21 protein-coding genes are annotated in these 21,765 nt (G+C 62.8%); 9 read left to right on the plus strand and 12 right to left on the minus strand.

Going from position 1 to position 21,765, the window contains the following annotated elements:
- Positions 1-86 precede the first annotated feature (86 nt).
- From ACUXUR_RS05995 to ACUXUR_RS06010, 4 genes are all read left to right on the plus strand, one after another.
- A complete protein-coding gene (locus ACUXUR_RS05995; protein ID WP_445501436.1) occupies positions 87-632 on the plus strand; it encodes a VOC family protein in 546 nt (181 codons plus the stop codon).
- Between the two features lie 82 nt (positions 633-714).
- Entirely contained in the window at positions 715-1,101 is a 387-nt protein-coding gene (locus tag ACUXUR_RS06000) for a COG4315 family predicted lipoprotein (protein WP_445501437.1), read from the plus strand.
- Positions 1,102-1,160: 59 nt separating this feature from the next.
- Entirely contained in the window at positions 1,161-1,670 is a 510-nt protein-coding gene (locus ACUXUR_RS06005) for an RNA polymerase sigma factor (protein WP_445501438.1), read from the plus strand.
- Positions 1,667-2,476: an anti-sigma factor family protein gene (locus ACUXUR_RS06010; protein ID WP_445501439.1), complete on the plus strand. Its 810-nt coding sequence runs from the start codon at positions 1,667-1,669 to the stop codon at positions 2,474-2,476. The genes ACUXUR_RS06005 and ACUXUR_RS06010 overlap by 4 nt, the downstream gene beginning before the upstream one ends.
- 159 nt (positions 2,477-2,635) lie before the next feature.
- Here ACUXUR_RS06010 and ACUXUR_RS06015 read toward each other — a convergent pair whose 3' ends face one another.
- A complete protein-coding gene (locus ACUXUR_RS06015) occupies positions 2,636-3,463 on the minus strand; it encodes an aldo/keto reductase (protein ID WP_445501440.1) in 828 nt (275 codons plus the stop codon).
- 162 nt (positions 3,464-3,625) lie between these two features.
- On the opposite strand from ACUXUR_RS06015, the gene ACUXUR_RS06020 reads away from it, so the two are divergent.
- Complete coding sequence (locus ACUXUR_RS06020) at positions 3,626-4,705, plus strand: flavodoxin family protein (protein WP_445501441.1); 1,080 nt, start codon at positions 3,626-3,628, stop codon at positions 4,703-4,705.
- Positions 4,706-4,776: 71 nt separating this feature from the next.
- Here the strand turns inward: ACUXUR_RS06020 and ACUXUR_RS06025 are convergent, their stop codons facing one another.
- Genes ACUXUR_RS06025 through ACUXUR_RS06035 form a run of 3 tightly spaced genes read right to left on the minus strand, consistent with a single transcriptional unit; the run spans position 4,777 to position 7,346 of the window.
- Positions 4,777-5,562: a MetQ/NlpA family ABC transporter substrate-binding protein gene (locus ACUXUR_RS06025; protein ID WP_445501442.1), complete on the minus strand. Its 786-nt coding sequence runs from the start codon at positions 5,560-5,562 to the stop codon at positions 4,777-4,779.
- Positions 5,563-5,596: 34 nt separating this feature from the next.
- A complete protein-coding gene (locus ACUXUR_RS06030) occupies positions 5,597-6,262 on the minus strand; it encodes a methionine ABC transporter permease (protein WP_445501443.1) in 666 nt (221 codons plus the stop codon).
- A complete protein-coding gene (locus ACUXUR_RS06035; protein WP_445501444.1) occupies positions 6,252-7,346 on the minus strand; it encodes a methionine ABC transporter ATP-binding protein in 1,095 nt (364 codons plus the stop codon). The genes ACUXUR_RS06030 and ACUXUR_RS06035 overlap by 11 nt, the downstream gene beginning before the upstream one ends.
- 273 nt (positions 7,347-7,619) lie before the next feature.
- On the opposite strand from ACUXUR_RS06035, the gene ACUXUR_RS06040 reads away from it, so the two are divergent.
- Positions 7,620-9,716, plus strand: a complete 2,097-nt coding sequence (locus ACUXUR_RS06040) for an ABC transporter ATP-binding protein/permease (RefSeq protein ID WP_445501445.1) — start codon at positions 7,620-7,622, stop codon at positions 9,714-9,716.
- A gap of 128 nt (positions 9,717-9,844) precedes the next feature.
- Here ACUXUR_RS06040 and ACUXUR_RS06045 read toward each other — a convergent pair whose 3' ends face one another.
- From ACUXUR_RS06045 to ACUXUR_RS06075, 7 genes are all read right to left on the minus strand, one after another.
- Positions 9,845-10,336 (minus strand): META domain-containing protein, encoded by a 492-nt coding sequence (locus tag ACUXUR_RS06045; RefSeq protein WP_445501446.1) that lies wholly within the window; start codon positions 10,334-10,336, stop codon positions 9,845-9,847.
- A 143-nt stretch (positions 10,337-10,479) separates the two neighbouring features.
- Complete coding sequence (gene hisG / locus ACUXUR_RS06050) at positions 10,480-11,454, minus strand: ATP phosphoribosyltransferase (RefSeq protein WP_445501447.1); 975 nt, start codon at positions 11,452-11,454, stop codon at positions 10,480-10,482.
- The gene (locus tag ACUXUR_RS06055) at positions 11,454-12,548 is read right to left on the minus strand and encodes an ATP phosphoribosyltransferase regulatory subunit (RefSeq protein ID WP_445501448.1); all 1,095 of its coding nucleotides are present in this window, start codon (positions 12,546-12,548) and stop codon (positions 11,454-11,456) included. The genes hisG and ACUXUR_RS06055 overlap by 1 nt, the downstream gene beginning before the upstream one ends.
- 217 nt (positions 12,549-12,765) lie before the next feature.
- Positions 12,766-13,200: a hypothetical protein gene (locus ACUXUR_RS06060; protein ID WP_445501449.1), complete on the minus strand. Its 435-nt coding sequence runs from the start codon at positions 13,198-13,200 to the stop codon at positions 12,766-12,768.
- Between the two features lie 72 nt (positions 13,201-13,272).
- Positions 13,273-14,757, minus strand: coding sequence for a histidine--tRNA ligase (hisS, locus tag ACUXUR_RS06065; RefSeq protein WP_445501450.1), 1,485 nt, complete (start codon positions 14,755-14,757; stop codon positions 13,273-13,275).
- A 243-nt stretch (positions 14,758-15,000) separates the two neighbouring features.
- Positions 15,001-16,347, minus strand: coding sequence for an omega-aminotransferase AptA (gene aptA, locus ACUXUR_RS06070; RefSeq protein ID WP_445501451.1), 1,347 nt, complete (start codon positions 16,345-16,347; stop codon positions 15,001-15,003).
- 116 nt (positions 16,348-16,463) lie between these two features.
- Positions 16,464-16,685, minus strand: a complete 222-nt coding sequence (locus ACUXUR_RS06075; protein WP_445501452.1) for a heavy-metal-associated domain-containing protein — start codon at positions 16,683-16,685, stop codon at positions 16,464-16,466.
- A 155-nt stretch (positions 16,686-16,840) separates the two neighbouring features.
- Here ACUXUR_RS06075 and ACUXUR_RS06080 point away from each other — a divergent pair, with 155 nt between their 5' ends.
- The 3 genes from ACUXUR_RS06080 (at position 16,841) to ACUXUR_RS06090 (ending at position 20,540) form a co-directional block, all read left to right on the plus strand.
- The gene (locus ACUXUR_RS06080; protein ID WP_445501453.1) at positions 16,841-18,208 is read left to right on the plus strand and encodes an EAL domain-containing protein; all 1,368 of its coding nucleotides are present in this window, start codon (positions 16,841-16,843) and stop codon (positions 18,206-18,208) included.
- Between the two features lie 311 nt (positions 18,209-18,519).
- A complete protein-coding gene (locus ACUXUR_RS06085; RefSeq protein ID WP_445501454.1) occupies positions 18,520-19,395 on the plus strand; it encodes a TIGR01459 family HAD-type hydrolase in 876 nt (291 codons plus the stop codon).
- A 173-nt stretch (positions 19,396-19,568) separates the two neighbouring features.
- The gene (locus tag ACUXUR_RS06090; RefSeq protein WP_445501455.1) at positions 19,569-20,540 is read left to right on the plus strand and encodes a bifunctional riboflavin kinase/FAD synthetase; all 972 of its coding nucleotides are present in this window, start codon (positions 19,569-19,571) and stop codon (positions 20,538-20,540) included.
- A 54-nt stretch (positions 20,541-20,594) separates the two neighbouring features.
- Here the strand turns inward: ACUXUR_RS06090 and ACUXUR_RS06095 are convergent, their stop codons facing one another.
- Entirely contained in the window at positions 20,595-21,761 is a 1,167-nt protein-coding gene (locus ACUXUR_RS06095; RefSeq protein WP_445501456.1) for a DUF3095 domain-containing protein, read from the minus strand.
- Positions 21,762-21,765 lie beyond the last annotated feature (4 nt).

The raw sequence follows: 21,765 nt of genomic DNA on the forward strand, positions 1-21,765 counted from the left end.
AGATCAGGGCCAAGAACGAACTGGACTGACGGGCGTTCATGAGAGAAGACGGCTAAGTTTCCTGCTGCCGACGAGGGATGCCCGTGATGATACGCACTTCTTCATTCACCAGCCTACGGCGCAGCATCCTGGCGGGCCTTGCCATCCTGCCAACCGCAACCTTCCTCCTCTCTGGATCGCCCTTTGCATGGGCGCAGTCGGCTTCGACCTCGCGTCCGAGTTCCACCTCCATCCGAACGCCGGACTTTGAAGAGAGCTTGCGCTGGTACCAGGACATGCTCGGTTTCCGGTTGATCGCCAGTCAGAACTTCGTCCAGGGGCGAACGGCCGTTCTGGAGCGAAGCGGCTTTCTCTTGGAAGTCACTGAGGTCGATCATCTGCTGCCGCAGGATCAGGATCCTCGCGCCACTGGGGGAGTCGAGGTGACACGCATGCCAGTGATCAGTTTCCTCGTTCCTGATGTCGACAAGGAGATCGAACGGTTGCGAAAGGCGGGCGTAGAGGTGCTCCAGGACCCGGCGGACGAGCTCGACGGCCGCTATCGCACGGCACAGATCCGCGACAACGGCCGCCACAGGATCGAGTTGCGGGAGCCCATCGACGAGAATGGCTTCAACGCGATGGGACGTTGAAGAAAAGTTTGTCGGACCTGGAATAATGCCTAGTGTGGCGTGTCTTAAGGGCGTGGTCATCACGACCGTCAGGAGGACACCCATGAAGCTGCTTTTCAGTTCTGCCCTTTTCGCCGGCGCTCTCATCGCCGCCACAGGTGCGCTTGCTCAAACGGCTGCTCCCGCGAAAGTGGCCGATACGAGCAAGGGCAAGGCTCTTGTCGACGCCAAGGGCATGACGCTCTACACCTTTGATCGCGACGCGACCGGCAAGTCCAACTGCAATGGTCAATGCGCCCAGAACTGGCCGCCGCTCATGGCTGCCGCCAATGCCTCCGCCTCCGGCGATTGGAGCGTGGTCACCCGCGACGACGGCTCCAAGCAATGGGCCTATAAAGGCAAGCCGCTTTACCTCTGGGTGAAGGACACCAAGCCCGGCGAGGTCACGGGCGATGGGGTCAACAATGTCTGGCACATCGCCACGCCATAAGGCTTGTCATAAGGCACAGGCTCATCTCTGATGATGCAGAGCGTTACGAGAGTTTGACCGTGGACGAGATCGCCTCTCTTCTCGAACCGCAGATCCCAGGCTTGCGTCGCTATGCCTGGGCGCTTCTGCGCGACGATGAAGCGGCCGACGATCTCGTCCAGGACACGCTGGAGCGGGCGATCCGCCACTGGAGCCAGCGCCGCCGCGACGGCGATCTGAAAGCCTGGCTCTTCGCGATTGAGCGCAACCTGTTTCTGAATGCGGTGCGTCAACGCAAGAGCCACGGCGTTCAAGTCGGCATCGAGGCACTGGAGAATGCACCGGCCTCGACGGGGTCGCCGGAGAGCCATGTGGGCTTTCGCGATGTCCTGGCAGGCCTTGACGCTTTGCCGGAGGAGCAGCGCTCGGTGCTGCTCCTTGTAGGTGTCGAGGATCTTTCCTACGAGCAGGCCGCGCAGGTTCTGGATGTTCCGCTTGGCACAGTAATGTCCCGCCTGAGCCGGGCGCGCGGACGCTTGAGGGAATTCATGGAAAACGGATGCAATGCCGTTTTGAGGAGAGTGAAGTGACGGGTGAGCGACCCATCGGTGAGGACGACCTGCAGGCTTTCGTCGACGGAAGGCTGGAGCCTTCACGGTATGAGACGGTCAAAGCCTATCTGGCATCCGACCCGGCAAGGGCCGAACAGGTTCAGCGTGAGATTGAGCAGCGCGATGTCTTGCGAGCGCGTCTTGTCTTCAAGGCGCAGGAGCCGATCCCTGCACGCCTGCGCGTCGCCAATATCATCGCGGCTCAGCGTCAGCCGATATTCCTTCAGTTCCAGAGAATGGTTGCAGCTCTCGTCTGGCTTGCGCTTGGTGGAGTGCTTGGCGCAGCCGGCGGAGCATGGTGGACACAGCGTTCCTTGCAACCTGACGTGCAGATGGCCGTGGCGGACAGTGCCATTGCGGCCCATCGCATCTATGTCAGCGAGCGACTTCATCCTGTCGAGGTTCCCGGCGATCAGGAGGCGCACCTCGTGCAATGGCTGTCGCGCCGTGTCGGGAAGCCATTGAAGGCACCGGATCTCAATGCCGAAGGCTATCGACTCATCGGCGGCAGGCTTCTGCCGTCGGGAGCCGAGGCGGCGGCACTCTTCATGTATGAGCATGGAAGCGGCAACCGCCTCACGCTTTATGTGCGCTCCAGCGTTGGGGAAGGAGAGACCGCATTCCGATACGAGACGCGGGATGGTGTCTCGGCCTTCCTGTGGATCGATGACGGCCTTTCTTATGTCGTGTCGGCTAAGGTCGATCGCGCGCAACTCCTGCCGGTTGCAGAAGCGATTTATCATCAGTTCGAAGCAACAAGCGGCCCCGAGAAGGACCACTTGTAAATGGTCTTAGAACCCCTTGCAGTCCTCAACAGAGCCTCATCCTGAGGAGGTCGCATCGCGACCGTCTCGAAGGATGATCCAGAGCACACTGGAGTCTCCTTCGAGACGCAGACTTCATCTGCTCCTCAGGATGAGGGTGGTTTTGTTGGATACTTTTAATCAGCCGAAAACAGCGGGGTCGGGGCCGACGCGGCCATTCCTGTCATCCATGGCTTCGATGATGCGCATATCTTCTGCATCGAGCTTGAAATCGAACACGTCGATGTTCTCGCGAATGCGCGACGGCGTGACCGATTTCGGAATCACGATGAAACCGTTGTCGAGATGCCAGCGCAAGATCACCTGAGCGGGTGTCTTGCCGTATTTGCGTCCGATGGCAGCGAGCTTTTCGTCGCTCACGAGGCTGCCCTGTCCGAGAGGACCCCAGGACTCGGTTGCGATGTTGTGCTGCGCATGGAAAGCGCGCAGCTCCTTCTGCTGGAAGCGCGGATGCAGCTCGATCTGGTTCACGGTAGGGACGATTCCGGTCTCGTCGATCAGCTTTTGCAGGTGCTTCACCTGGAAATTCGACACACCGATGGACTTCACGCGTCCTTCCTCCTTCAGGCGGATCAGGGCGCGCCAGGCATCGAGAAAGCCCTCACCGCTGACGCCCGGCCAGTGGATGAGATAGAGGTCGAGAACATCGAGCTTGAGGCGCTTGAGACTCTCGTCGAAGGCGGTCAGCGCCGCATCGTAGCTGCGCTTGTCGTTCCACAGCTTGGTGGTGATGAAGAGCTCATTGCGCGACACATCGGAGGCGGCGATCGCCTGGCCGACACCCTCCTCGTTCTCGTAGATCGCGGCCGTGTCGATAGAACGATAGCCGGCCTTGATGGCGTCTGTCACGCAAGCGACGGCATCCTCGTTCGAGACCCGCCAGACGCCATAGCCGAGCTGGGGCATCGCGTTTCCATCGTTCAGGCGAAGAGGTGGGGTGGTCGGCATCGACTGCTCCTGGAAGAGGGATGAAAGGGTGCGAGACAGAGGTAGGGTCTCACGTTCGATAAACAAACCGTGACGGGGCCATTCAGCGCCAAGCGGAACCCGCGCAGGCGAGCCTGCGTTCCAAAGCTTAGCACTGATCCGATCTAAGAATGGGAGTGCCCTTTGTCCATCCCAGAAGCAAGAACCGGCACGCCTGACCCCACGCTCGACGAAGGTGAATTCCGCAGGCGTTTCCTTCAGAGCTTTCAGGACCCTGCATTCGACCCCTTGTCCCAGGAACTGCAGCGCATCGCCGATGCGGCCTGGGATGCTTATCATCATTCACGCAAAAGCCCGCGGACACGCAAGGCAGGTCCTGGCTTTACAGATCCTGATTATGGTCTTGCCGTCGATTGGATCGCGGCGAAGGAGGCGATTGATCTCGCACGACAGCGGCATGAGGATCCCAATGGTCCGGCCCGCTTTCTCCTGATCTCCTCGGCATCGCGCAGCGAGCACACGTGTCCCGGTGAAATGTCGAAGACCTATCGACTCGTCGAGATCGCACGGCAGGTGATCGCAAGCGCGGACAACGTGGAAGTCGAAATCCTGGAGCTCAGCCGGTTGGCATCCGAGTACGGCCGTCACATTCACCCCTGCAAGACCTGCTTCTCGACCTCTGCCGCGCTCTGCCACTGGCCGTGCTCCTGCTATCCCAATTACTCCCTTGGACAGACTCAGGATTGGATGAACGAGATCTATCCGAAATGGGTGGAGGCGCACGGCATCATGATCGTTACGCCTGTGAACTGGTATCAGGTCTCCTCTCCGCTGAAGCTGATGATGGATCGGCTTGTCTGTGCCGATGGCGGCAATCCAGACCCGACATCGACGCACGGCAAGAAGGTGCAGGAGGCAAAAGAGCTGGAGCTGAAAGGCTGGGATTATCCCAAGCACCTCTCCGGCCGCCTGTTCTCCGTGATCGTCCACGGCGATGCGGAAGGAACCGAAGGAGTTCGCCGCAGCCTGTCCGATTGGCTGCGCGCGATGAATCTTGAATCGGCAGGCAACCTTGCCGAGCTCGATCGCTATATCGGCTATTGGAAGCCTTATGCCACCAGTCATGAGGAACTGGATCGCGACCTCGATGTGCAGGCTGAAGTAAGAAACGCCGCGTGGACCCTGCTCGATGCCGTCAGGTCGAAGAGAGCAGGGCATTGGGCCGAAGCCGGAGAGCGCTTGCCTGAGCCGCGGAGGAAGTAGCCGTTGAGATAGCGCAATGAAAAAGGCCGGGCAGAGGCCCGGCCTTGATCATGATGAGAGAGGCCTTCGGCTTACCAGCTCGTGAGAACGGAGCCCTTGAACGTCTCTTCCACGAACTTCTTCACCTCGGGCGAGCGATAGGATTCGACGAGAGCCTTCACCCAGGGCTTGTCCTTATCCTCGCTGCGCACTGCGATGAGGTTCACGTACGGGCCCTTCGGGTTCTCGCGAGCGATCGGGTCCTTCACCGGATCCAGGCCGCCCGATGTCGCATAGTTGGTGTTGATGATGGCGGCATCCACGTCGGGGAGAACGCGCGGCCCCTGGGCGGCTTCGATCTCGACGAATTTCAGCTTCTTGGGGTTCTCCGTGATGTCGAGAGGAGTCGGCTTGTAGCCCACGCCTTCCTTGAGTTTGATGAGACCCTTGTCCTGCAGAAGGATCAGGGCGCGGCCGCCATTGGTGGGATCGTTCGGAATCGAGATCGTCGCGCCGTTTGGCATCTCTTCAAGGCTCTTGTGCTTCTTCGAGTAGATGCCGATCGGGAAGTTCACGGTCAGCGCCACGCTCTCGATCTTGAAGCCGCGGTCAGCCACCTGATTGTCGAGATAGGGTTGGTTCTGGAAGGAGTTGGCCTCGATGTCACCGGCAGCCAGAGCCGTGTTCGGCACCACATAATCCGAGAATTCGACGATCTTGATCTCAAGGCCCTTCTGCGCCGCAATCGGCTTAACGGCTTCAAGGATCTGTGCGTGCGGGCCGGGCGTGGCGCCGATGCGGATCGTCTGGGTCTGTGCCAGAGCGGGCAGGGAGGCGAGGGAGAGAAGGGCAGCGAGGCCCAGTTTCTTCAGGGACATCGGAAGACTCCTTGTGCGATGTTCTTATGAAGGATCAGCCGTGGCGGATGCGCTTGTTGAGGCGTCGGGCGAGGCGGTCGCCGATGCTCTGCACAGCCTGCACCAGCACGATGAGAACCACGACGACGGCGAGCATCATTTCCGGCATGAAACGCTGATAGCCGTAGCGGATGCCGAGATCGCCAAGACCGCCGCCGCCGACGGCGCCCACCATGGCCGAGAAGCCGAGGAGCGAGACGATGGCAAGCGTGAGCCCGAGCACGATGCCGGGCAGCGCTTCGGGAATCAGAACCTTCAGCACGATCTGCAGCGGCGTCGCGCCGAAGGCGCGCGCGGCTTCCACGAGCCCCTGATCGACCTCTCGGATCGCACCTTCGATGAGGCGCGCGATGAAAGGCGTCGCGGCAATCGTCAGCGGCACGATGGCCGCATTGGTGCCGATGGAGGTGCCCGCAATCAGACGGGTGAACGGAATGATCGCGACAACGAGAATGATGAAGGGCGTCGAGCGCGTGGCGTTGACGATCACGCCGAGGACACGATTGACCCATGGAGCCGCGAACAACTCGCCCTTGCCGCTGGTGGCAAGATACACGCCGAGCGGCAGGCCGAACAGCGTGGCGATCAGCGCCGAGACGCCGACCATGTAAAGCGTTTCGCCGGTGGAATTGGCGATGAGGCGGATCATCTCAGGCGACATGGCCGAGCACCTCCGTATCGAGACCGTGTTTCTTCAGGAAGTCGAGCGTCTTCAGCGCGACTGCCGCCGGCACGCTCACGACGAGCGTCCCGAAGGGGCGGCCTGCGATTTCATCCACCGCACCGGAAAGAATGTTGGCTTCAATGCCTTCCTCCCGTGCGAGACGCGCCAGAACGGGATCGGTCGCATGAGGGCCCCGGAAGCCGATGCGGATGACCGTCTGGCTGTCCGGTGTTGCTTCCTTCTGCAGGCGCTTCTGCACATAAGGCGGCAGCTCGCGGCCGGCTTCGTCGCCGAGGAAGGAGCGCGTGACTTCATGCTGCGGACGGGTAAACACCTCGAACACGTCGCCCTGCTCGACGATGCGTCCGCCCTCGATCACCGCCACTTCGCGGGCGATGTTGCGGATCACCGCCATCTCATGGGTGATGAGCAGAATGGTCAGGCCGAGCTCCGCGTTGATGCGTGCGAGCAGATCGAGAATGGACCGCGTGGTTTCCGGGTCGAGTGCGGAGGTCGCCTCGTCCGAGAGCAACACTTTCGGCTTCGTCGCCAGGGCACGGGCGATGCCCACGCGCTGCTTCTGGCCGCCTGACAGTTCGGACGGATAACGGTTGCGCTTGTCGGAGAGGCCGACGAGGGCCAGAAGCTCTTCCACGCGCGCCTTGATCTCGGCCTTGTCATAGCCCGCCACCTCGAGAGGCAGCGCGATGTTCTCCGCCGCCGTGCGGGAGGAGAGCAGGTTGAAGTGCTGGAAGATCATGCCGATGGAGCGACGGGCATGGCGAAGTTCGGACTCAGGCAACGCGGCAATGTTCGCGCCGTCCACGATCACCTTGCCGGACGAGGGCTTTTCCAGCCCGTTCACCAGGCGGATCAGGGTGGACTTGCCGGCGCCGGAGCGGCCGATCACGCCGAGGATCGAACCTTTAGGCACAGCGAGGTCGATCTCACGCAGGGCCGTGACGGGCTGGCCATCGCGTCCGGGAAAGGTTTTCGAGATCTTCTCCAGGCGCACGAGAGGCTCCGCCGGGATCAGGCGTTGCGACGGCTGGTCGCCGAAATATCCGAGAGGGGCATTCATAGGGTCGCTTTACGGTCGTCTCATGAGTGGATACGACACATGGGATATGGCGTTCTCTATGTCAACTGAATTGTTCGTTAAACAGGATCATCTGTTCTGAAGAACGTCCTTGGCGGTCGCGAAACACGCTTTATCCTTTCAGCCGCGACATCACAAACCGGGGATCGCCCCTTTGAGGCGGACATTTCTCCTTGCTTTCGCCATGAGCGCGGTTGATCGGGCTGCCCGATGTTCCTATGGAGCCGAGGAACGGTTCCCCGTCAGGAGAAAAGAATGATCAAGGCGAGCATTGCGCTGGCACTCATCGGTTTGGGCGTTTTGGGCGCTTCCCTATCGGGAGGGGTCCAGGTTCCGTTCTACCTGCCGCTCTCCACCTTGGCCTTGGCCGGGATCCTGCTCCTCGGCCGCGATATCCCCAAGTTCCTGCGTATCTTCCTGGTGATGATCGCTGCAACGCATGTCGTGCTCGTGCTGCTCATCCTCGGGGCCACGCTCGGAGCGATCACGGGTGACTACACGGGCTATGTCCCGCCGCCTTCCGCTGCCTTGGGAGCAACGGGCTTTGGGGCTCTGATCTATGGCCTGTCTCACGTGCAGGTCGTTCGCACCATCTGCCGCATCACCGACCGCTATCTCGACTCTCAGGCCGACAGCGTCATCCGCATCCCCTTCATCGGCCTCGTGCGTGCGCGAGAGGGGGTGATCGGCACCTGGATGATCGCGATCCTGATCGCGCTCAATCTCATCCAGGTCGCGCTCAACGTGCGCCTCAACTTCTTCTCGCGCGACATGTTCAACGCGCTCGAGGGGAAGGATGCCGCTGCCTTCTGGTACCAGCTCTTCATCATCTTCACGCCCTTGGCTGCGGTCTTCGTCATTGCCGCGCTCACGGAAGTGCTGCTGCAGAACGTGCTGAGCATCCGCTGGCGCGCATTTCTCAACACCTATTATGTGGGTGAGTGGCTGGACGATGGCGCCCATTATCGGATGCAGCTCATCGGGCGCGGCGCGGACAACCCGGATCAGCGTATCTCGGAAGATCTGCGCAAGTTCGTGGAGAGCACCTATTCTCTCTCCATCGGATTGATGAATCAGGCTGCGACACTCGTATCCTTCGTCGCGATCCTATGGACGATTTCGGCAGGCTTCACGTTCCCTGGAACGAATTACGAAGTGCCTGGCCTGCTTGTCTGGGTCTGCGCGGGATATGCCATTCTCGGCACATGGGTCACGCACCTGATCGGTCGTCCCCTGATCGGGCTGAACTTCCAACAGGAGGCGCTTGAGGCGAACTACCGCTTCTCGCTCGCGCGTCTACGCGAATACTCGGAGCAGGTCGCGCTTCTGTCCGGTGAACCCGCCGAGAAGGAAGGACTCGGCCGGCGGTTCGGGCATATCATCGACAATTACATGCAGATCGTGGTCCGCCTCATCAAGCTCAACACCTTCACCTCGGCCTACTTTCAAGCCAATGTAGTGGTGCCTTACATTTTGACCGCGCCATACTATTTCATCGGCAAGATCTCGCTCGGTCAGATGCAGCAGGTGGTGGGAGCCTTCTCGCGGGTGGAGTCGGCGCTGACCTACTTTATCCAGATTTACACCACGCTCGCTGACTACAAGGCCGTGCTCGACCGTCTCACCACCTTCGAGGGCGCCGTTGCCTCTGCGCAACGTGTCGGCGGTGAGAGCAAGCTTGCGGTCACGCCTGCAGCAAGCCATGAGCTGCGCCTCAGGAACCTCAACGTGCGCCTGCCCGACGGCCGTGCTCTGATGCATGCGGATGGCCTTGCTTTCCGTCCCGGCGAGCGCACGCTGATGACGGGGCCGTCCGGATCCGGCAAGTCGACCCTGTTCCGTACCATCGCCGGCATCTGGCCTTTCGGCGAGGGCGAGGTGCTGGTGCCGCAGGGCCAGAGCATGATGCTGCTGCCACAGCGGCCTTACATTCCCATCGGCACCTTGCGCGAAGCGGTGACCTATCCCTCCCATGGCAATGCCTACAGCGATGCCGCAATCGCTGATGCCCTGCGCGCCGCAAAACTCCCGCAGATCGCCGACAGACTCGATGAGGAGCGAGCCTGGAGTCAGACCCTCTCGCTCGGTGAGCAGCAGCGTCTCGCGGTTGCCCGTGCGCTTCTCGCCAAGCCGGACTGGCTGTTCCTGGACGAAGCCACGGCCGCACTCGACGAGCCGACCGAGGCCGAGATCTATAAGGTGATCAGGGAGAAGCTGCCTCAGACGACGGTGGTTTCCATCGGCCACCGCTCGACTCTCGCGGCCTATCACGACAGACGCATCGACCTGAAGCGGGCGGAGAATGGTCTCTCGACCCCGGTCGACCTGATGCAGCCTCAGCCGGCGGAGTAAGGGCTCGCCGCCTTTTCCCCTCCCCGCAAGGGGGAGGGAAGAGGATGCGGCGCTGGTAATGATATCCGAAGGCCAAAAGAAAAAGCCGGCATTGCTGCCGGCTTTTCTCATGAGAAGTCGCGCTCTTCTTACAGCGCGCGCTCGAAGCGCAGCTCGCCGGCCTGACTGCGGATGATCAGGGTTGGGCCCTGGATGTCCCACTTGCCGGAGCTGCGCAGTGCCGTGAGGAAGGCGTTCTCGATGGCCATGGCAGACTTGTCGCAGTTCCTCTTCGAGAGGGCGAAGGGGGCGACGGCAAGTCCCTGTTCGCGCAGGGGATAGGCCGTGGTCGCGTAGGTGTTGCAGCCGGAAAAGCCCGTCGCGCGCAACTGATCGTCGAGCCTGAAGGTCGGACGCTCGCCGGTGAAGGGCTTATTGTTCAGGCTCAGAGCAATCCAGGACGAGTTCAGAGGAAAGACCTTGCCCTGAGCGCCCGGCTGCGGAACCTTGGGATCCACCTGACGGGTCGGGCCTGCTGGCCTGCCGAGAGTCGCGGCCGTCTGAGCGTCAGCTCCTGAAACCTGAGCCGCGGAAACGGTGGCGAAAGCCGCCAGAAGTGCTGCCAATCGAAGGGCGTTCATCGGAACCTCTTCATCGTAAAAACGCCGGAACCATAAGAGGCCTTGACCGTAAGGGCAACGCCTTGAGCGATATTGTCCTAAAGCGGTTGTTGCCACAGGCAAGCTGAAGCCTTGCTTAAAGAGATTTTCAGCTTGCAGAACTGTCAGCCGATCCGCCTCAAAAGCCGCTCGGTGAGAGCGTTGGTGGGGCGGAACAGGTAATCGAAAGTACGGACCGTGATGTCCTGCGCTCCAATTCCCTGGAGAGCCGCCACGATGTCGAACATCACTGAGGCCGGGCAGTGGAGCACCACCTCGCGGCCCAGGGCATTGCCATAAGGCTGGGTCGCGCCGAAATCCCGCGCGAGAACCGAGAGCGCCTGAACCTTGGACGGATCGAGGGCCGCCCGGATCTCGCGGCTTTCCCGTGCCTCTTCCTCGGCCGCAATGCGCGTCAGCACGGCGGTCGCGGCGGCACGAGCCTTGGACGACCAGGGCGCACGAACCGAGGCGACGAGATTGGCCTCAGAACGCAGCATCACGCCGTCGTCGAGGATCTTGAGGGCATTGGCGGCAAGCGTCGCGCCGGTCGTGGTGATGTCCACGATCAGTTCCGCCGAGCCTGCCCCTGGCGCACCTTCCGTTGCGCCCAGGCTCTCGACGATGCGGTAATCGGCGATGCCGTTCTCGGCAAAGAAGTGGCGGGTAAGGTTCACGTATTTCGTGGCAACCCGCATCTTGCGGCCGTGGCGGGCACGCAAGTCGGCCGCGACCTCGTCGAGATCCGCCATGGTGCGCACGTCGATCCAGGCCTGCGGCACGGCGACGACAACATTGGCCTGTCCGAAGCCGAGCGGGGTGAGAAGCTCGACCGCCTCGTCCGCATCCGCGATCTGCTCGCGGATCAGGTCCTCACCCGTGATGCCGAGATGCACGGAGCCGGTGGCGAGCTGCGTCACGATCTCGGACGCCGAGAGGAACGCCACCTCCACGTCGGGTACGCCTTTGAGGGTGCCGCGGTAATCGCGCGCGCCGCGCGACTGGGAGAAGATAAGGCCGGAACGGGCGAAGAACGCAGCCGCGTTTTCCTGCAGGCGGCCCTTGGAGGGCACCGCCAGAATGAGAGGGGAATCGGTCATCAGGGCCTCCCCACGATACGGTCGAGCCAGAAGGAGCAACCGACCGCCGGGACCGGGCTTTCCGCTCCGAGATGCTCCAGCAGCCGGTCATAGCGACCGCCGCCCACAATGGGCTTGCCGTCGCTGCGGCGCGGGTCCTGCACCTCGAAGATGAAGCCCGTGTAGTAGTCGAGATTACGGGCGAAGGTCGCGGTGAACGAGAAGGCGCTCACATCGAGCCCGCGCGCAGCCATGAAGCCGGTGCGCTCCTCGAAGAGGCCAATGGCTGGATTGAGGTCGAGCCCCGCATCCCTGGCGAGGAGCCGCACGGCATCCGCCGCCTGGTCCGGATCGCCGGAGATGGCGAGGTAGCGCTCGAGAACCTGCCGGGCTTCGTTCGAGAGAGCCGTGCGGTTGGCTGCGCGAGCCAGGAAGCGCTCTGCGATCTCGCCCGCGCTGCGACCGCCGACGGTGGCGATGCCGGCAATCGAGAGAATGTCCTCCACGAAGGCCTTGGCCGCCTGAGGCGCTTGGCCCTCGATGGCGGCGAGAAGCCCTGCATGCTCCTGGACGGCCGGGCCGTCCGTCTCGGAAAGGCTCGCCAGCCCCTGGCCGGACACGATGGCCCGGATCACGCGGCGCTTCGCGGCAGGCGCGACGCCGAGTGCATCGATGAGAGCATGAAGCAGGCCCATGTCGCCGAGTTTCACGATGGGGGCCGGGCCGCTGATGAGGCTTAAGCCGTCGAGAGCAAGTCCGAGGATTTCCGCATCGGCGGCAGCGATATCGCCCCGGCCGATGGACTCGATGCCGGCCTGCAGGAACTCGCCGCTCTCGTTGGGGCGCATGCGGAAGACGGGGCCACCGTAGGAATAGCCGGAGGGCTGGGCTCCGCGGTGAGAGAGATGCTGGAGGCAGACGGGAATCGTGTATTCGGGCCTGAGGCACAGCTCCGCACCCGAGGCGTCCTGCGTCACGAACATGCGCCGCCGGATGTCCTCGCCCGAGAGGTCGATGAACACGTCCGCCGGCTGCAGAACCGGCGGCTCGACACGCGCATAGCCCTCGCGCTCGAAAAGCGCGATCAGCGCAACAATGGCATCCGTCTCCGTCACTGGCGTCGCTCAAATCCTTATGTTCGGCATGCTCTCTAGCAATGCTGGGCCAGGAAGGCGAACGATTTCAGCCGGAAGGGTGAATGGACGGGATAGGCTTGCGGTCATCCCGGGGCCGCGCAGCGGAACCCGGGATCGCATGACGGGAAATGGCGCCATATTCTGGAAACGATCCCGGATCGGCTCACGCCGTCCGGGATGACACCTGGGGTAGGGATCAGCCCTTCTGAGAGGTGTCGCCCTTAGCCTTTAAGGTCTTGCGCTTGCTGTGGTCGCTGGAGCGGTGGACGTATTTGACCTTCTTGCCCTCGGCCTTGCCGGTTTCTTCCCCTTCGCCGGTGAGGCTGGCAGGCAGGAGGTGGCGAGCGGCTTCCGTCACGACATTGGCGACGGCGCCAGCTGCGGTCTGGGTCATGTCGGCGGCCTGCGAACCTGCATCCGCAACCGCCGAACCGGCCTGCTTTGCGGAACGGGTCCTGGTGAGGGCGGCAGCGGCGGCTCCGGCGGCAGCGATCAGAGCATCGGCCAGGATTTCGCGGCCGAGATCCGTGTTGATCAGATCCATCAGGCCCGATTTCTTGGCGCTCTTCGCCAATTTCGTGCCCGTACCCTTCTTGTTGCCCTTCTTATCCTTGCTCTTTGCCTTCGGCATAAGTGTCTCCTGATAGTCAAGCTTCAGGAGACAACCCGGAGGAAAGCACCGGAGTTCCGAAGGCTTTAAGGCTTACCCGAAATGCCGCGCCAGAACCTCGCGAACCGCGTTCACGATCTTGTCCTCGGATACCGAGAATTGCGCCGGGCGGGCGGCCTTCCATTCGGCATTGGAGGCAATGGCCTCGGCCGCCTTGGCGCCCTCGATCAGGTCCTTGATCTCCACCTCGCCGCGCTCGCGCTCGTTGGAGCCCTGGATGATCACGCAGGGGCTCTGACGGCGGTCGGCATATTTCATCTGCGCCTTCATGCCCGAGGAGCCGAGATAGAGCTCGGAGCGGATGCCGGCCTGGCGAAGGGTCGAGACCATGCGCTGATAGGCGGCGATCTGGTCCTTGTCCATCACGAGCACCACCACCGGGCCGGGCTTCTCGGCGCCGGAAACGATGGGGCTCTTGATCATCTGCAGCGCCGAGAGCAGGCGCGAGACGCCAATGGAGAAGCCGGTGGCCGGAACGGGCTCGGAACGGAAACGGCCCACGAGGCCGTCATAGCGCCCGCCGCCGCCGACAGAACCGAAGCGCACGGGGCGGCCGTCCTCGTCCTGCACCTGGAAGGTGAGCTCCGCCTCGTAGACGGGGCCGGTGTAGTATTCAAGGCCGCGCACGACTGAGGGGTCGATGGTCACGCGGTCTTCGTAACCCGAGGAGACGACGAGCATAGCGATCTCCGCCAGTTCGTTGACCCCCTCGATGCCGCGGAGTGAGGAGCCTACGACCCCGCGCAGGTTCTCGACCGTCGCCGCATTGTTCGCACCCTTGGCGGCGGTGAAGGCCAGCACCCGCTCGATGGCCTCGGGCGAAAGCTCCGCGCCCTTCGTGAAATCGCCGCTCTCGTCCTTGCGGCCTGCGCCGAGCAGCTGACGGACCCCTTCAGAGCCCAGACGGTCGAGCTTGTCGATGGCTCGCAGCACGATCAGGCGCTGGTGGGCATGCTCGTCGCCGCCGAGGCCGATGGCCTCGAGAACGCCGTCCAGAACTTTGCGGTTGTTGACCTTGATCAGATAGTCGCCGCGCTTCAGGCCGAGCTTTTCCAGCGTATCGGCGGCCATCATGCAGATTTCCGCATCCGCCGCGACGGAGGCAGCCCCCACCGTGTCGGCGTCGAACTGCATGAACTGGCGGAAGCGGCCCGGGCCCGGCTTCTCGTTGCGGAATACCCAGCCCACGCGATAGCTGCGATAGGGCTTGGGCAGCGCGTCGAAGTTCTCCGCCACATAGCGGGCGAGCGGCGCCGTCAGGTCGTAGCGCAGCGACAGCCATTGCTCGTCATCGTCCTGGAAGGAAAACACGCCCTCGTTCGGGCGGTCCTGGTCAGGGAGGAACTTGCCGAGCGCGTCGGTGTACTCGACGAAGGGCGTCTCGACGCCCTCGAAGCCGTAAAGCTCGTAGGACTCGCGGATCGCCGCCAGCATGCGCTCGGTGGCGGAAAGATCGGCGGGAGTACGGTCGGCAAAGCCGCGCGGCGCGCGGGCCTTGATCTTGTCGGCCTTGGACATGGTGTAAACAGCAGCCGTTAAATGAGAAAAACGTGCTGCGTCCTAACCCGTGCGCGCCAGAGGGGCAAGGGTTGTTGCCATATTGGCTACACAGCCGTCATCCCCGGACTTGTTCCGGGGATCTACGTCTTTAATCCGCCTTAAGACGTGGATGGCCGGGACAAGCCCGGCCATGACGACAATAAGAGTGTATTGAGAAAGAGTGTATTGAGAAGAAGAGTGTATCGAGAAGGCTTACCCGCCTTACGCCACCGCCTTGATCACCTTGGCAAGCTTGTCGACGATCTCCCCGATCTGCTCCTCAGTAATGATGAGGGGCGGGGAGAGGGCGATGGTGTCGCCCGTGATGCGCATCATCAGGTTGTATTCGCTGAAGCCGCGGTCCATGGCCTCGAAAGCGCGGGCGCCGACGGCGTCCGGACGCGAGGCGAGATCGACGGCGCCGACGAGGCCGATGGTGCGGATGTCGAGCACGTTCGGCAGACCTTTGAGCGAATGGATCGCATCGGCCCAGACCGGCTCCAATTGCTTCGCACGCTCGAAGAGCTTCTCGTCCCGGTAGATATCCTGGGTGGCGAGGGCTGCGGCGCAGGCGAGCGGGTGGCCGGAATAGGTGTAGCCGTGGAACAGCTCGATCATGTGCTCCGGGCCCTGCATGAAGGTGTTGTAGAGACCCTCGCGCACCACGACGCCGCCCATGGGCACGGTGCCGGAATTCACGCCCTTGGCGAAGGTGATCATGTCCGGAACGACGCCGTAGCGCTCGGCGGCGAAGGCCGTGCCGAGGCGGCCGAAGCCCGTGATCACCTCATCGAAAATGAGCAGGATGCCGTACTTGTCGCAGATCTGGCGCAGACGCTGCAGGTAGCCCTTCGGGGGCGGCAGCACGCCGGTCGAGCCGGCCATGGGCTCCACGATCACGGCAGCGATGGTGGAGGCATCGTGCAGGGCGACGATACGCTCGAGCTCGTCTGCGAGATGCGCGCCCCATTCGGGCTCGCCGCGGGAGAAGGCCTGCTCGGCGCGGTTATAGGTGTGGGGCAGATGGTCGACACCTGCGAGCAGGGTGCCGAAGAACTGGCGGTTCTTCACGATGCCGCCCACGGAAATGCCGCCGAAGCCGACGCCATGATAGCCGCGCTCGCGACCGATGAGGCGCGTCTTGCTGCCCTGGCCGCGCACGTTCCAATAGGCGAGAGCGACCTTGAGAGCGGTATCGGCTGCTTCGGAGCCCGAGTTGCAGAAGAAGACGTGGTTCAGATCGCCCGGAGCAAGCTGGGCGATGCGGGAGGCGGCGGCAAAGCCCTTCGAGTGGCCGAACTGGAAGGCGGGAGAGTAATCCAGTTCCGCAGCCTGTGCCTGGATCGCGGCGGTGATCTCGTCGCGGTTATGGCCGGCATTGCAGCACCAGAGGCCGGCCGCACCGTCGATCACCTCACGTCCATCGGGTGTATAGTAGTACATGCCCTTGGCACGGGTGATCATGCGGGGTCGCTGCTTGAAGGATCGATTGGCCGTGAACGGAAGCCACCAGGCGTCCAGATCGTTAGGCGAAGAAACGTCGTTAGCGGCCCGAGACTGAGCGGTCATTGTATACCCCGAGGATGACTTGGCAGGATGACTTGGCAGGCGGAGCCTATCAGCCGTTCTTAAAAGCCGCAAAAGGAACTTTGGGGGCGGTCCGTGAGCGTGGCGCAAGCCACGCATCAGCCCGTCATGGCATGAGCTTCGTAACCCGCCGCATCAAGCGCGCGGGCCACCTCGATGCTCTGAGCCTTGGTGGTCACATGCACACGGCCATGTTCCAGGTCCACATCGACCCTGGCGCCGGGATCCAGGCGTTGGATCGCCTTGGTCACCGCATTAACGCAGCCCTGGCAGGTCATGCCGTCCACCTGCATCAGTAGATCCTTTACGGGTTCTTCCATCGGTGCGTCCTTTCAAAGTGTGTGTTTCCGGCAACAGAGGTGCCGCAAAGTTGTCGATTCCAGTACGGCAGCGCTTGAGGCGTGATGGTTAGTCTATAAAACAACGTTACATTGCCGATTCGCTTCATTTCGCCAAACCAGGGGAGCAGGCACCCGTGGTGACCGATAAAGTTCATACCGATAAGGAGCTGAGGGCGAAATTGTTCGCTCTTGGACTCGCAAGCCTTGCCATGACGGGTGCTGCCGTCGGCTTCCTGCCGGCTGCTGCTGTCGTGCCGTTTGTTGCTTTCTTAGGAATCGCGGCGTCCGCCGGCCTTGTTCTGGCTTGGAAAAAGGCTGAAGAGGCGTCGACGATCGCGCAGCTCGCGAGGGAGGATCTGGCCCTTGCGAATGAGCGGGTGACTGAACTCGAACAGCTCTTGCAGACGTCTCCTGCGGCTAATCCTGCACTTCGCACGACCACGGCGGAGGTCACTGGCACGGTAGGCCTTCTCGGAGGTGTGGTACGTGAGCTTGCCAAGAACGTCGCCGCCCTGAACCGCGATGTGACCGAGCTGAAGGGAAGCCCGAAAGCCGCTTCGAAGGCGGCGGAACCGCAGCAGGAGCAGGTTGCCCCCGTTCTTCTGCCCGAGACCGCGATCCGCACATCCGCCGCCGCGAGCCAGCCCGCCCCGCAGTCCGTGCCCCGCAGAGCGGCTGACGAAGAGCTGCGCCGCATGCGCCTGATCACCCAGGCCTTCGACGCCGACAGCATCGAGCTGCATCTGCAGCCGATCGTCTCGCTGCCTCAGCGCAAGATCCGTTTCTATGAGGCCCTGGCGCGCCTGCGTCTGGCGGACGGCACACTGATCGGCCCCTCTGATTTCCTCGGCGCGCTCGAGCGCCTGGGCCGTGCGCCGGAATTCGACCGCCGGGTCCTGAGCCGCGCCATGGCCGTGGCCTACCACCTCATCACCAAAGGCAGCGAGGCCATCGTCGGCGTCAACCTGACGCCGCACTCCGTCCGGGAGCCGGGCTTCCTCTGGTCGCTCACCGGGCTGGTCGATGCGGCCCCCGAGACGCTCGGCAAGGTGGTGCTCGAATTCCCGCAGGAATGCTGGCGCGACCTCGATGCCGACCGGAAGGCGGCTTTAGGCATCCTGCGCGACAAAGGCGTGCCGCTCTCCCTCGACATGGCCACCGATCTCCGCTTCGACGCGCGAGAGCTTGCCGATCTCGGCGTGCGCTTCGTGAAGCTCCCGGCCGAGCTTCTGGTCGTCGCCGAGCAGGACGAGCACCATCGCTTAAGCCCGGAACTCGGCGTGCGCGACTTCGCCTCGGCTCTGCGCCGCGAGGGCATCCGGCTCGTGGCCGAGCACGTGGAGCGCGAGGAGATGGTGTCGGTGCTGGCCGAGATCGGCGTGCCGCTGGCTCAAGGCTTCGTCTTTGCCGCACCGCGCCCGGTCAAGGCCGAAGTGCTGGGTGCAGCCGCTCCGCAGGCATCTTCAGAGAGCACACAACCGCTATTGCGCCGCGCCGGCTAGAGCCATTTCCACTTGCCTGGAATCGGCTTGCTTCTTTGCCCTGCCGCCTTTTGAAGGGCGAACCGGATCCACTTCGCCGGAAAATGCTCTAGCGCATCGTGCGGAATCGAAGGTCCGCCTCAGCGATCCAGAGGGCCGCGTCAGCGAAAAGTGGGCCCGGTTTTTCCGTCTAAGACGACGCGCGCTCTATCGAAGGGAGCATCGGATCAATCCCAAGGTGCAAGTCCACTTTTGGTCCGGTGCTCTGCCGGGCTGGTTGACTTAAGGACCGCAAGAGCCTACCCGCCCGGTTCCATCACCAGCGAGATCCTATGACAGCCTCCTCCCGTCCCGCTCTCGTCGAGGGCCTGAAATCTCTTGCCGACGGCTATGACCTCATTCTCTGCGATGTCTGGGGCGTTTTGCACAACGGCGTGAAGGCCTATGAGGCCGCAGGCGATGCCCTGACGCGTTTTCGTGCGAAGGGCGGATGCGTCGTGCTTGTCTCCAACGCACCGCGCCCCGGTTATGCGGTGGGCACGCAGCTCGACGGCTTCCAGGTTCCGCGCACGGCTTACGATGCCATCATCACCTCCGGCGATCTGACCCGTCTTGCCATCGCAGAGCGGCTCGACAAGGTCGTGAACCACATCGGTCCGCCCCGGGACATGCCGATCTATGACGGCCTCGATGTGCGCTTCGGCTCCATTGAGGAGGCGGATTACGTGGTCTGCTCCGGTTTCGACGACGATGAGCACGAGACGGTCGAGAATTACCGCGCGCGGCTGGAGGCCATGCTTCGCCGCGACCTGCTCATGATCTGCGCCAATCCCGATCTCATCGTGGAGCGCGGCCACATGATTCTCCCCTGCGCCGGTGCCCTCGGGCTCGCTTATGAGGAGATGGGCGGCACGGTGTTCTATGCGGGTAAGCCCCATGCTCCCGTTTATGAGAAGGCGCTCGCCGTCGCATCCGGCCTGAGCCATCGCTCCATCCCGCAGGAGCGGGTGCTGGCCGTGGGCGATGCGATCCGTACCGACATCGCTGGCGCTTGCGGGTTCGGGATCGACTCGCTTTTGATCGCGCGCGGCATTCATGCTGAGGAGCTTGGCCTCCACAAGGGCGATCTTGTGTCGGACCACGTGCAGGATTGGGTGGACCGCCAGCCGGTCGCACCGACGGCCATCATGGAGGTGCTCGCTTGGTGAGCGGCCCATCCAGGTGTCATCCCCGGCGCTCCGCAGGACCGGGAAGGGGATCCGTTTTCATGCGACGCGCTCTGGATCCCCTTCCCCTCCGCTGATGCTCCGGCCGGGAATGACAGGGGGCAGATACAACCGCCTACCTTGACCCCGCAGCCGGTTGAGGTAGAGACCGCTCCATGCCCTCCGACAAGTCTCTTCCCCCGGTCTCGTCCTCCTTCGCGGTTTGCCGCGATGGCGAGCCCGTACCCCAAAGCTTGAAAGGGGCTGTCGCGGCCATCGGCAATTTCGACGGCGTCCATCGCGGGCATCGCTATCTGCTGGACCTGGCCCTGCGCTCAGGCAAGCCCGCCGCCGCTCTCACCTTCGAGCCGCATCCGCGCAGCTTCTTCCAGCCCGAGAAACCGCTGTTTCGCCTCACGCCCGAGGCCGTGAAACTGGAGATCTTCGCGCATCTTGGTCTTGCAGGCGCCTTCGTGCTGCGCTTCGATCAGGCGCTTGCTGCTCTCAACGCGGAAGAGTTCGTGGATCTGCTGGCGCGGGAGCTTGAACTCTCCGGAGTTGTCATCGGCCACGATTTCCATTTCGGGCGCGGGCGCGAGGGTAACCCTGAACGCATGCGCGAGCTGTGTCGCAAGTTCGGGCTCGATTGCTTCATCTCACCCGCCATCGTGGAAGGCTCCGAGCCCATTTCCTCCAGCGCCATTCGTGCTGCCTTGGAGGTGGGCGATATTGCCAAGGCCAACAAGCTGCTGGGCTATCGCTGGTTTGTCCGCGCCGAGGTGCGGCACGGTGACAAGCGGGGGAGGGAACTCGGCTATCCCACGGCCAATATGCGTTTGCCCGACGATTGCCGGCTGCGGCACGGCATCTATGCGGTGCGAGCCTCGGTGAACAACAGGCCGGTCGATGGTGTCGCCAGCTTCGGCCGCCGTCCGACCTTCGACAATGGGGCGCCTTTGCTCGAAACGCATCTCTTCGATTTCAAAGGCGATCTCTACGGAAAAACCGTCGATGTGGAGTTCATTGGATGGATTCGCGGCGAAGAGCGCTTCGATGGAATCGAGGCGCTGATCGCGCAGATGGACCGGGATTCGGAGGAGGCCAAGCGGATACTTGCCGAGGATCGAACCTCGTCGATGATCGACTAAACCTCAAACCGTCATCCCGGGTTCTGCTCCGAAGCCCTGGGATGACTGCAGCCATCAGCCCGCAGGCTTCAGCGCCTGCGCGGCCATGGCGTAGCCGCCCATCGCCCCGTCGACGAAATGAACGTGATCGCTGCGCGTCGGCGAGGGCACGAAGCAGGTCATGAGCGCAGACTGCTGCCGGTGCAGACCATAGCGCAAGGTGCCGTTCTCTTGGGCCCGTGCGAGCACGCTTTCGAGCCGGTCCGCGAGGGCGGGCGTGCAATCCAGCGTCATGCGCAATCCATCGTCGAACTTGCGGAAATCCGTATTCTCGACGAGCTGGTCCTGATAACGCACCGGGTCGAAACGGCCGACAGGCCGCCCGACCTTGAAGATCAGGAACGCTATCAGGCGATTGACCGCCAGTTGCGCCTTGGCGACGAGGCTGCCCGGCTTCATCGTCTTGGCTTCGATCTCGAAACCCTTGAACGGTCCGGTAAGCGGCGGCCCTCCACTGGGAATGGGCCTGCGGGCTTCGCGTGGATTGTCGGCAAGGGACAGGACTTCAGCGATAAGTCTGGTGAAAGCTGCCTGATTGCCGCCAGAAGCGGGGATCGCGATCAACGACAGGATGACGCCTTTCTCAGACCGCAACTCGTCGAACCGGCAGGAGAGACCCGTCAGGTCCGGCAATGTTCCTGGCGGGGCAGGCGGCACCGCAAAGGCGCCTTCCTTCATGCGCCGCTCGGCATAAGCCAATCCGCCGCCCGCGAACATGGCGTAGGTCACGTCGTGCGAGGCGGCAAAGCGCGCGATCCGCACGTCATAGCCTTCCGCCCTGATCTCTGAGACCGGCACGAGGGCCACGCGCAACGTGAAGCCGAAGGCGTCCTGAGACCAGGCTGCAACGCTCGCCAGCACCTCGCGGGCGATCCCGGCCTGTTGAGGCGGTACGGCGAAGCTCGCCCCGTCTCCGCCGAAGACGAAGGGGAAATCCTGATCGCCGAGCCTGTTGGCCAGGGCGGCGATCAAGGAGGCCGCCGCCGTATTGACCTCCTTATAGCGTCCAGTCGCGATGGCGGCGGTGGATTTCACGATATCGCTGAGCCCTAAGACCCAGCCGTCCGGCAGGGGGGTGTAGATGGCGGGGTCGGTGAGCCGGGAGAATTGCTCGAAAACGGGCAGGCGGGCATAGAAGCCCGCATGGTCCTGCGCGTCGGCTTCCCGTCCGCCCGTGTCCATGGCC

The organism is Microvirga medicaginis (genome assembly GCF_052658925.1).

Bases quoted from the DNA above. Each gene is read 5' to 3' on its own strand.
- hisS (WP_445501450.1), bottom strand. From the start codon at position 14,757: ATGTCCAAGGCCGACAAGATCAAGGCCCGCGCGCCGCGCGGCTTTGCC.
- ACUXUR_RS06030 (WP_445501443.1), bottom strand. From the start codon at position 6,262: ATGTCGCCTGAGATGATCCGCCTCATCGCCAATTCCACCGGCGAAACG.
- ACUXUR_RS06040 (WP_445501445.1), top strand. From the start codon at position 7,620: ATGATCAAGGCGAGCATTGCGCTGGCACTCATCGGTTTGGGCGTTTTG.
- aptA (WP_445501451.1), bottom strand. From the start codon at position 16,347: ATGACCGCTCAGTCTCGGGCCGCTAACGACGTTTCTTCGCCTAACGAT.
- ACUXUR_RS06060 (WP_445501449.1), bottom strand. From the start codon at position 13,200: ATGCCGAAGGCAAAGAGCAAGGATAAGAAGGGCAACAAGAAGGGTACG.
- ACUXUR_RS06075 (WP_445501452.1), bottom strand. From the start codon at position 16,685: ATGGAAGAACCCGTAAAGGATCTACTGATGCAGGTGGACGGCATGACC.
- ACUXUR_RS06025 (WP_445501442.1), bottom strand. From the start codon at position 5,562: ATGTCCCTGAAGAAACTGGGCCTCGCTGCCCTTCTCTCCCTCGCCTCC.
- hisG (WP_445501447.1), bottom strand. From the start codon at position 11,454: ATGACCGATTCCCCTCTCATTCTGGCGGTGCCCTCCAAGGGCCGCCTG.
- ACUXUR_RS06000 (WP_445501437.1), top strand. From the start codon at position 715: ATGAAGCTGCTTTTCAGTTCTGCCCTTTTCGCCGGCGCTCTCATCGCC.
- ACUXUR_RS06095 (WP_445501456.1), bottom strand. From the start codon at position 21,761: ATGGACACGGGCGGACGGGAAGCCGACGCGCAGGACCATGCGGGCTTC.
- ACUXUR_RS06090 (WP_445501455.1), top strand. From the start codon at position 19,569: ATGCCCTCCGACAAGTCTCTTCCCCCGGTCTCGTCCTCCTTCGCGGTT.
- ACUXUR_RS06045 (WP_445501446.1), bottom strand. From the start codon at position 10,336: ATGAACGCCCTTCGATTGGCAGCACTTCTGGCGGCTTTCGCCACCGTT.
- ACUXUR_RS05995 (WP_445501436.1), top strand. From the start codon at position 87: ATGATACGCACTTCTTCATTCACCAGCCTACGGCGCAGCATCCTGGCG.
- ACUXUR_RS06035 (WP_445501444.1), bottom strand. From the start codon at position 7,346: ATGAATGCCCCTCTCGGATATTTCGGCGACCAGCCGTCGCAACGCCTG.
- ACUXUR_RS06085 (WP_445501454.1), top strand. From the start codon at position 18,520: ATGACAGCCTCCTCCCGTCCCGCTCTCGTCGAGGGCCTGAAATCTCTT.
- ACUXUR_RS06015 (WP_445501440.1), bottom strand. From the start codon at position 3,463: ATGCCGACCACCCCACCTCTTCGCCTGAACGATGGAAACGCGATGCCC.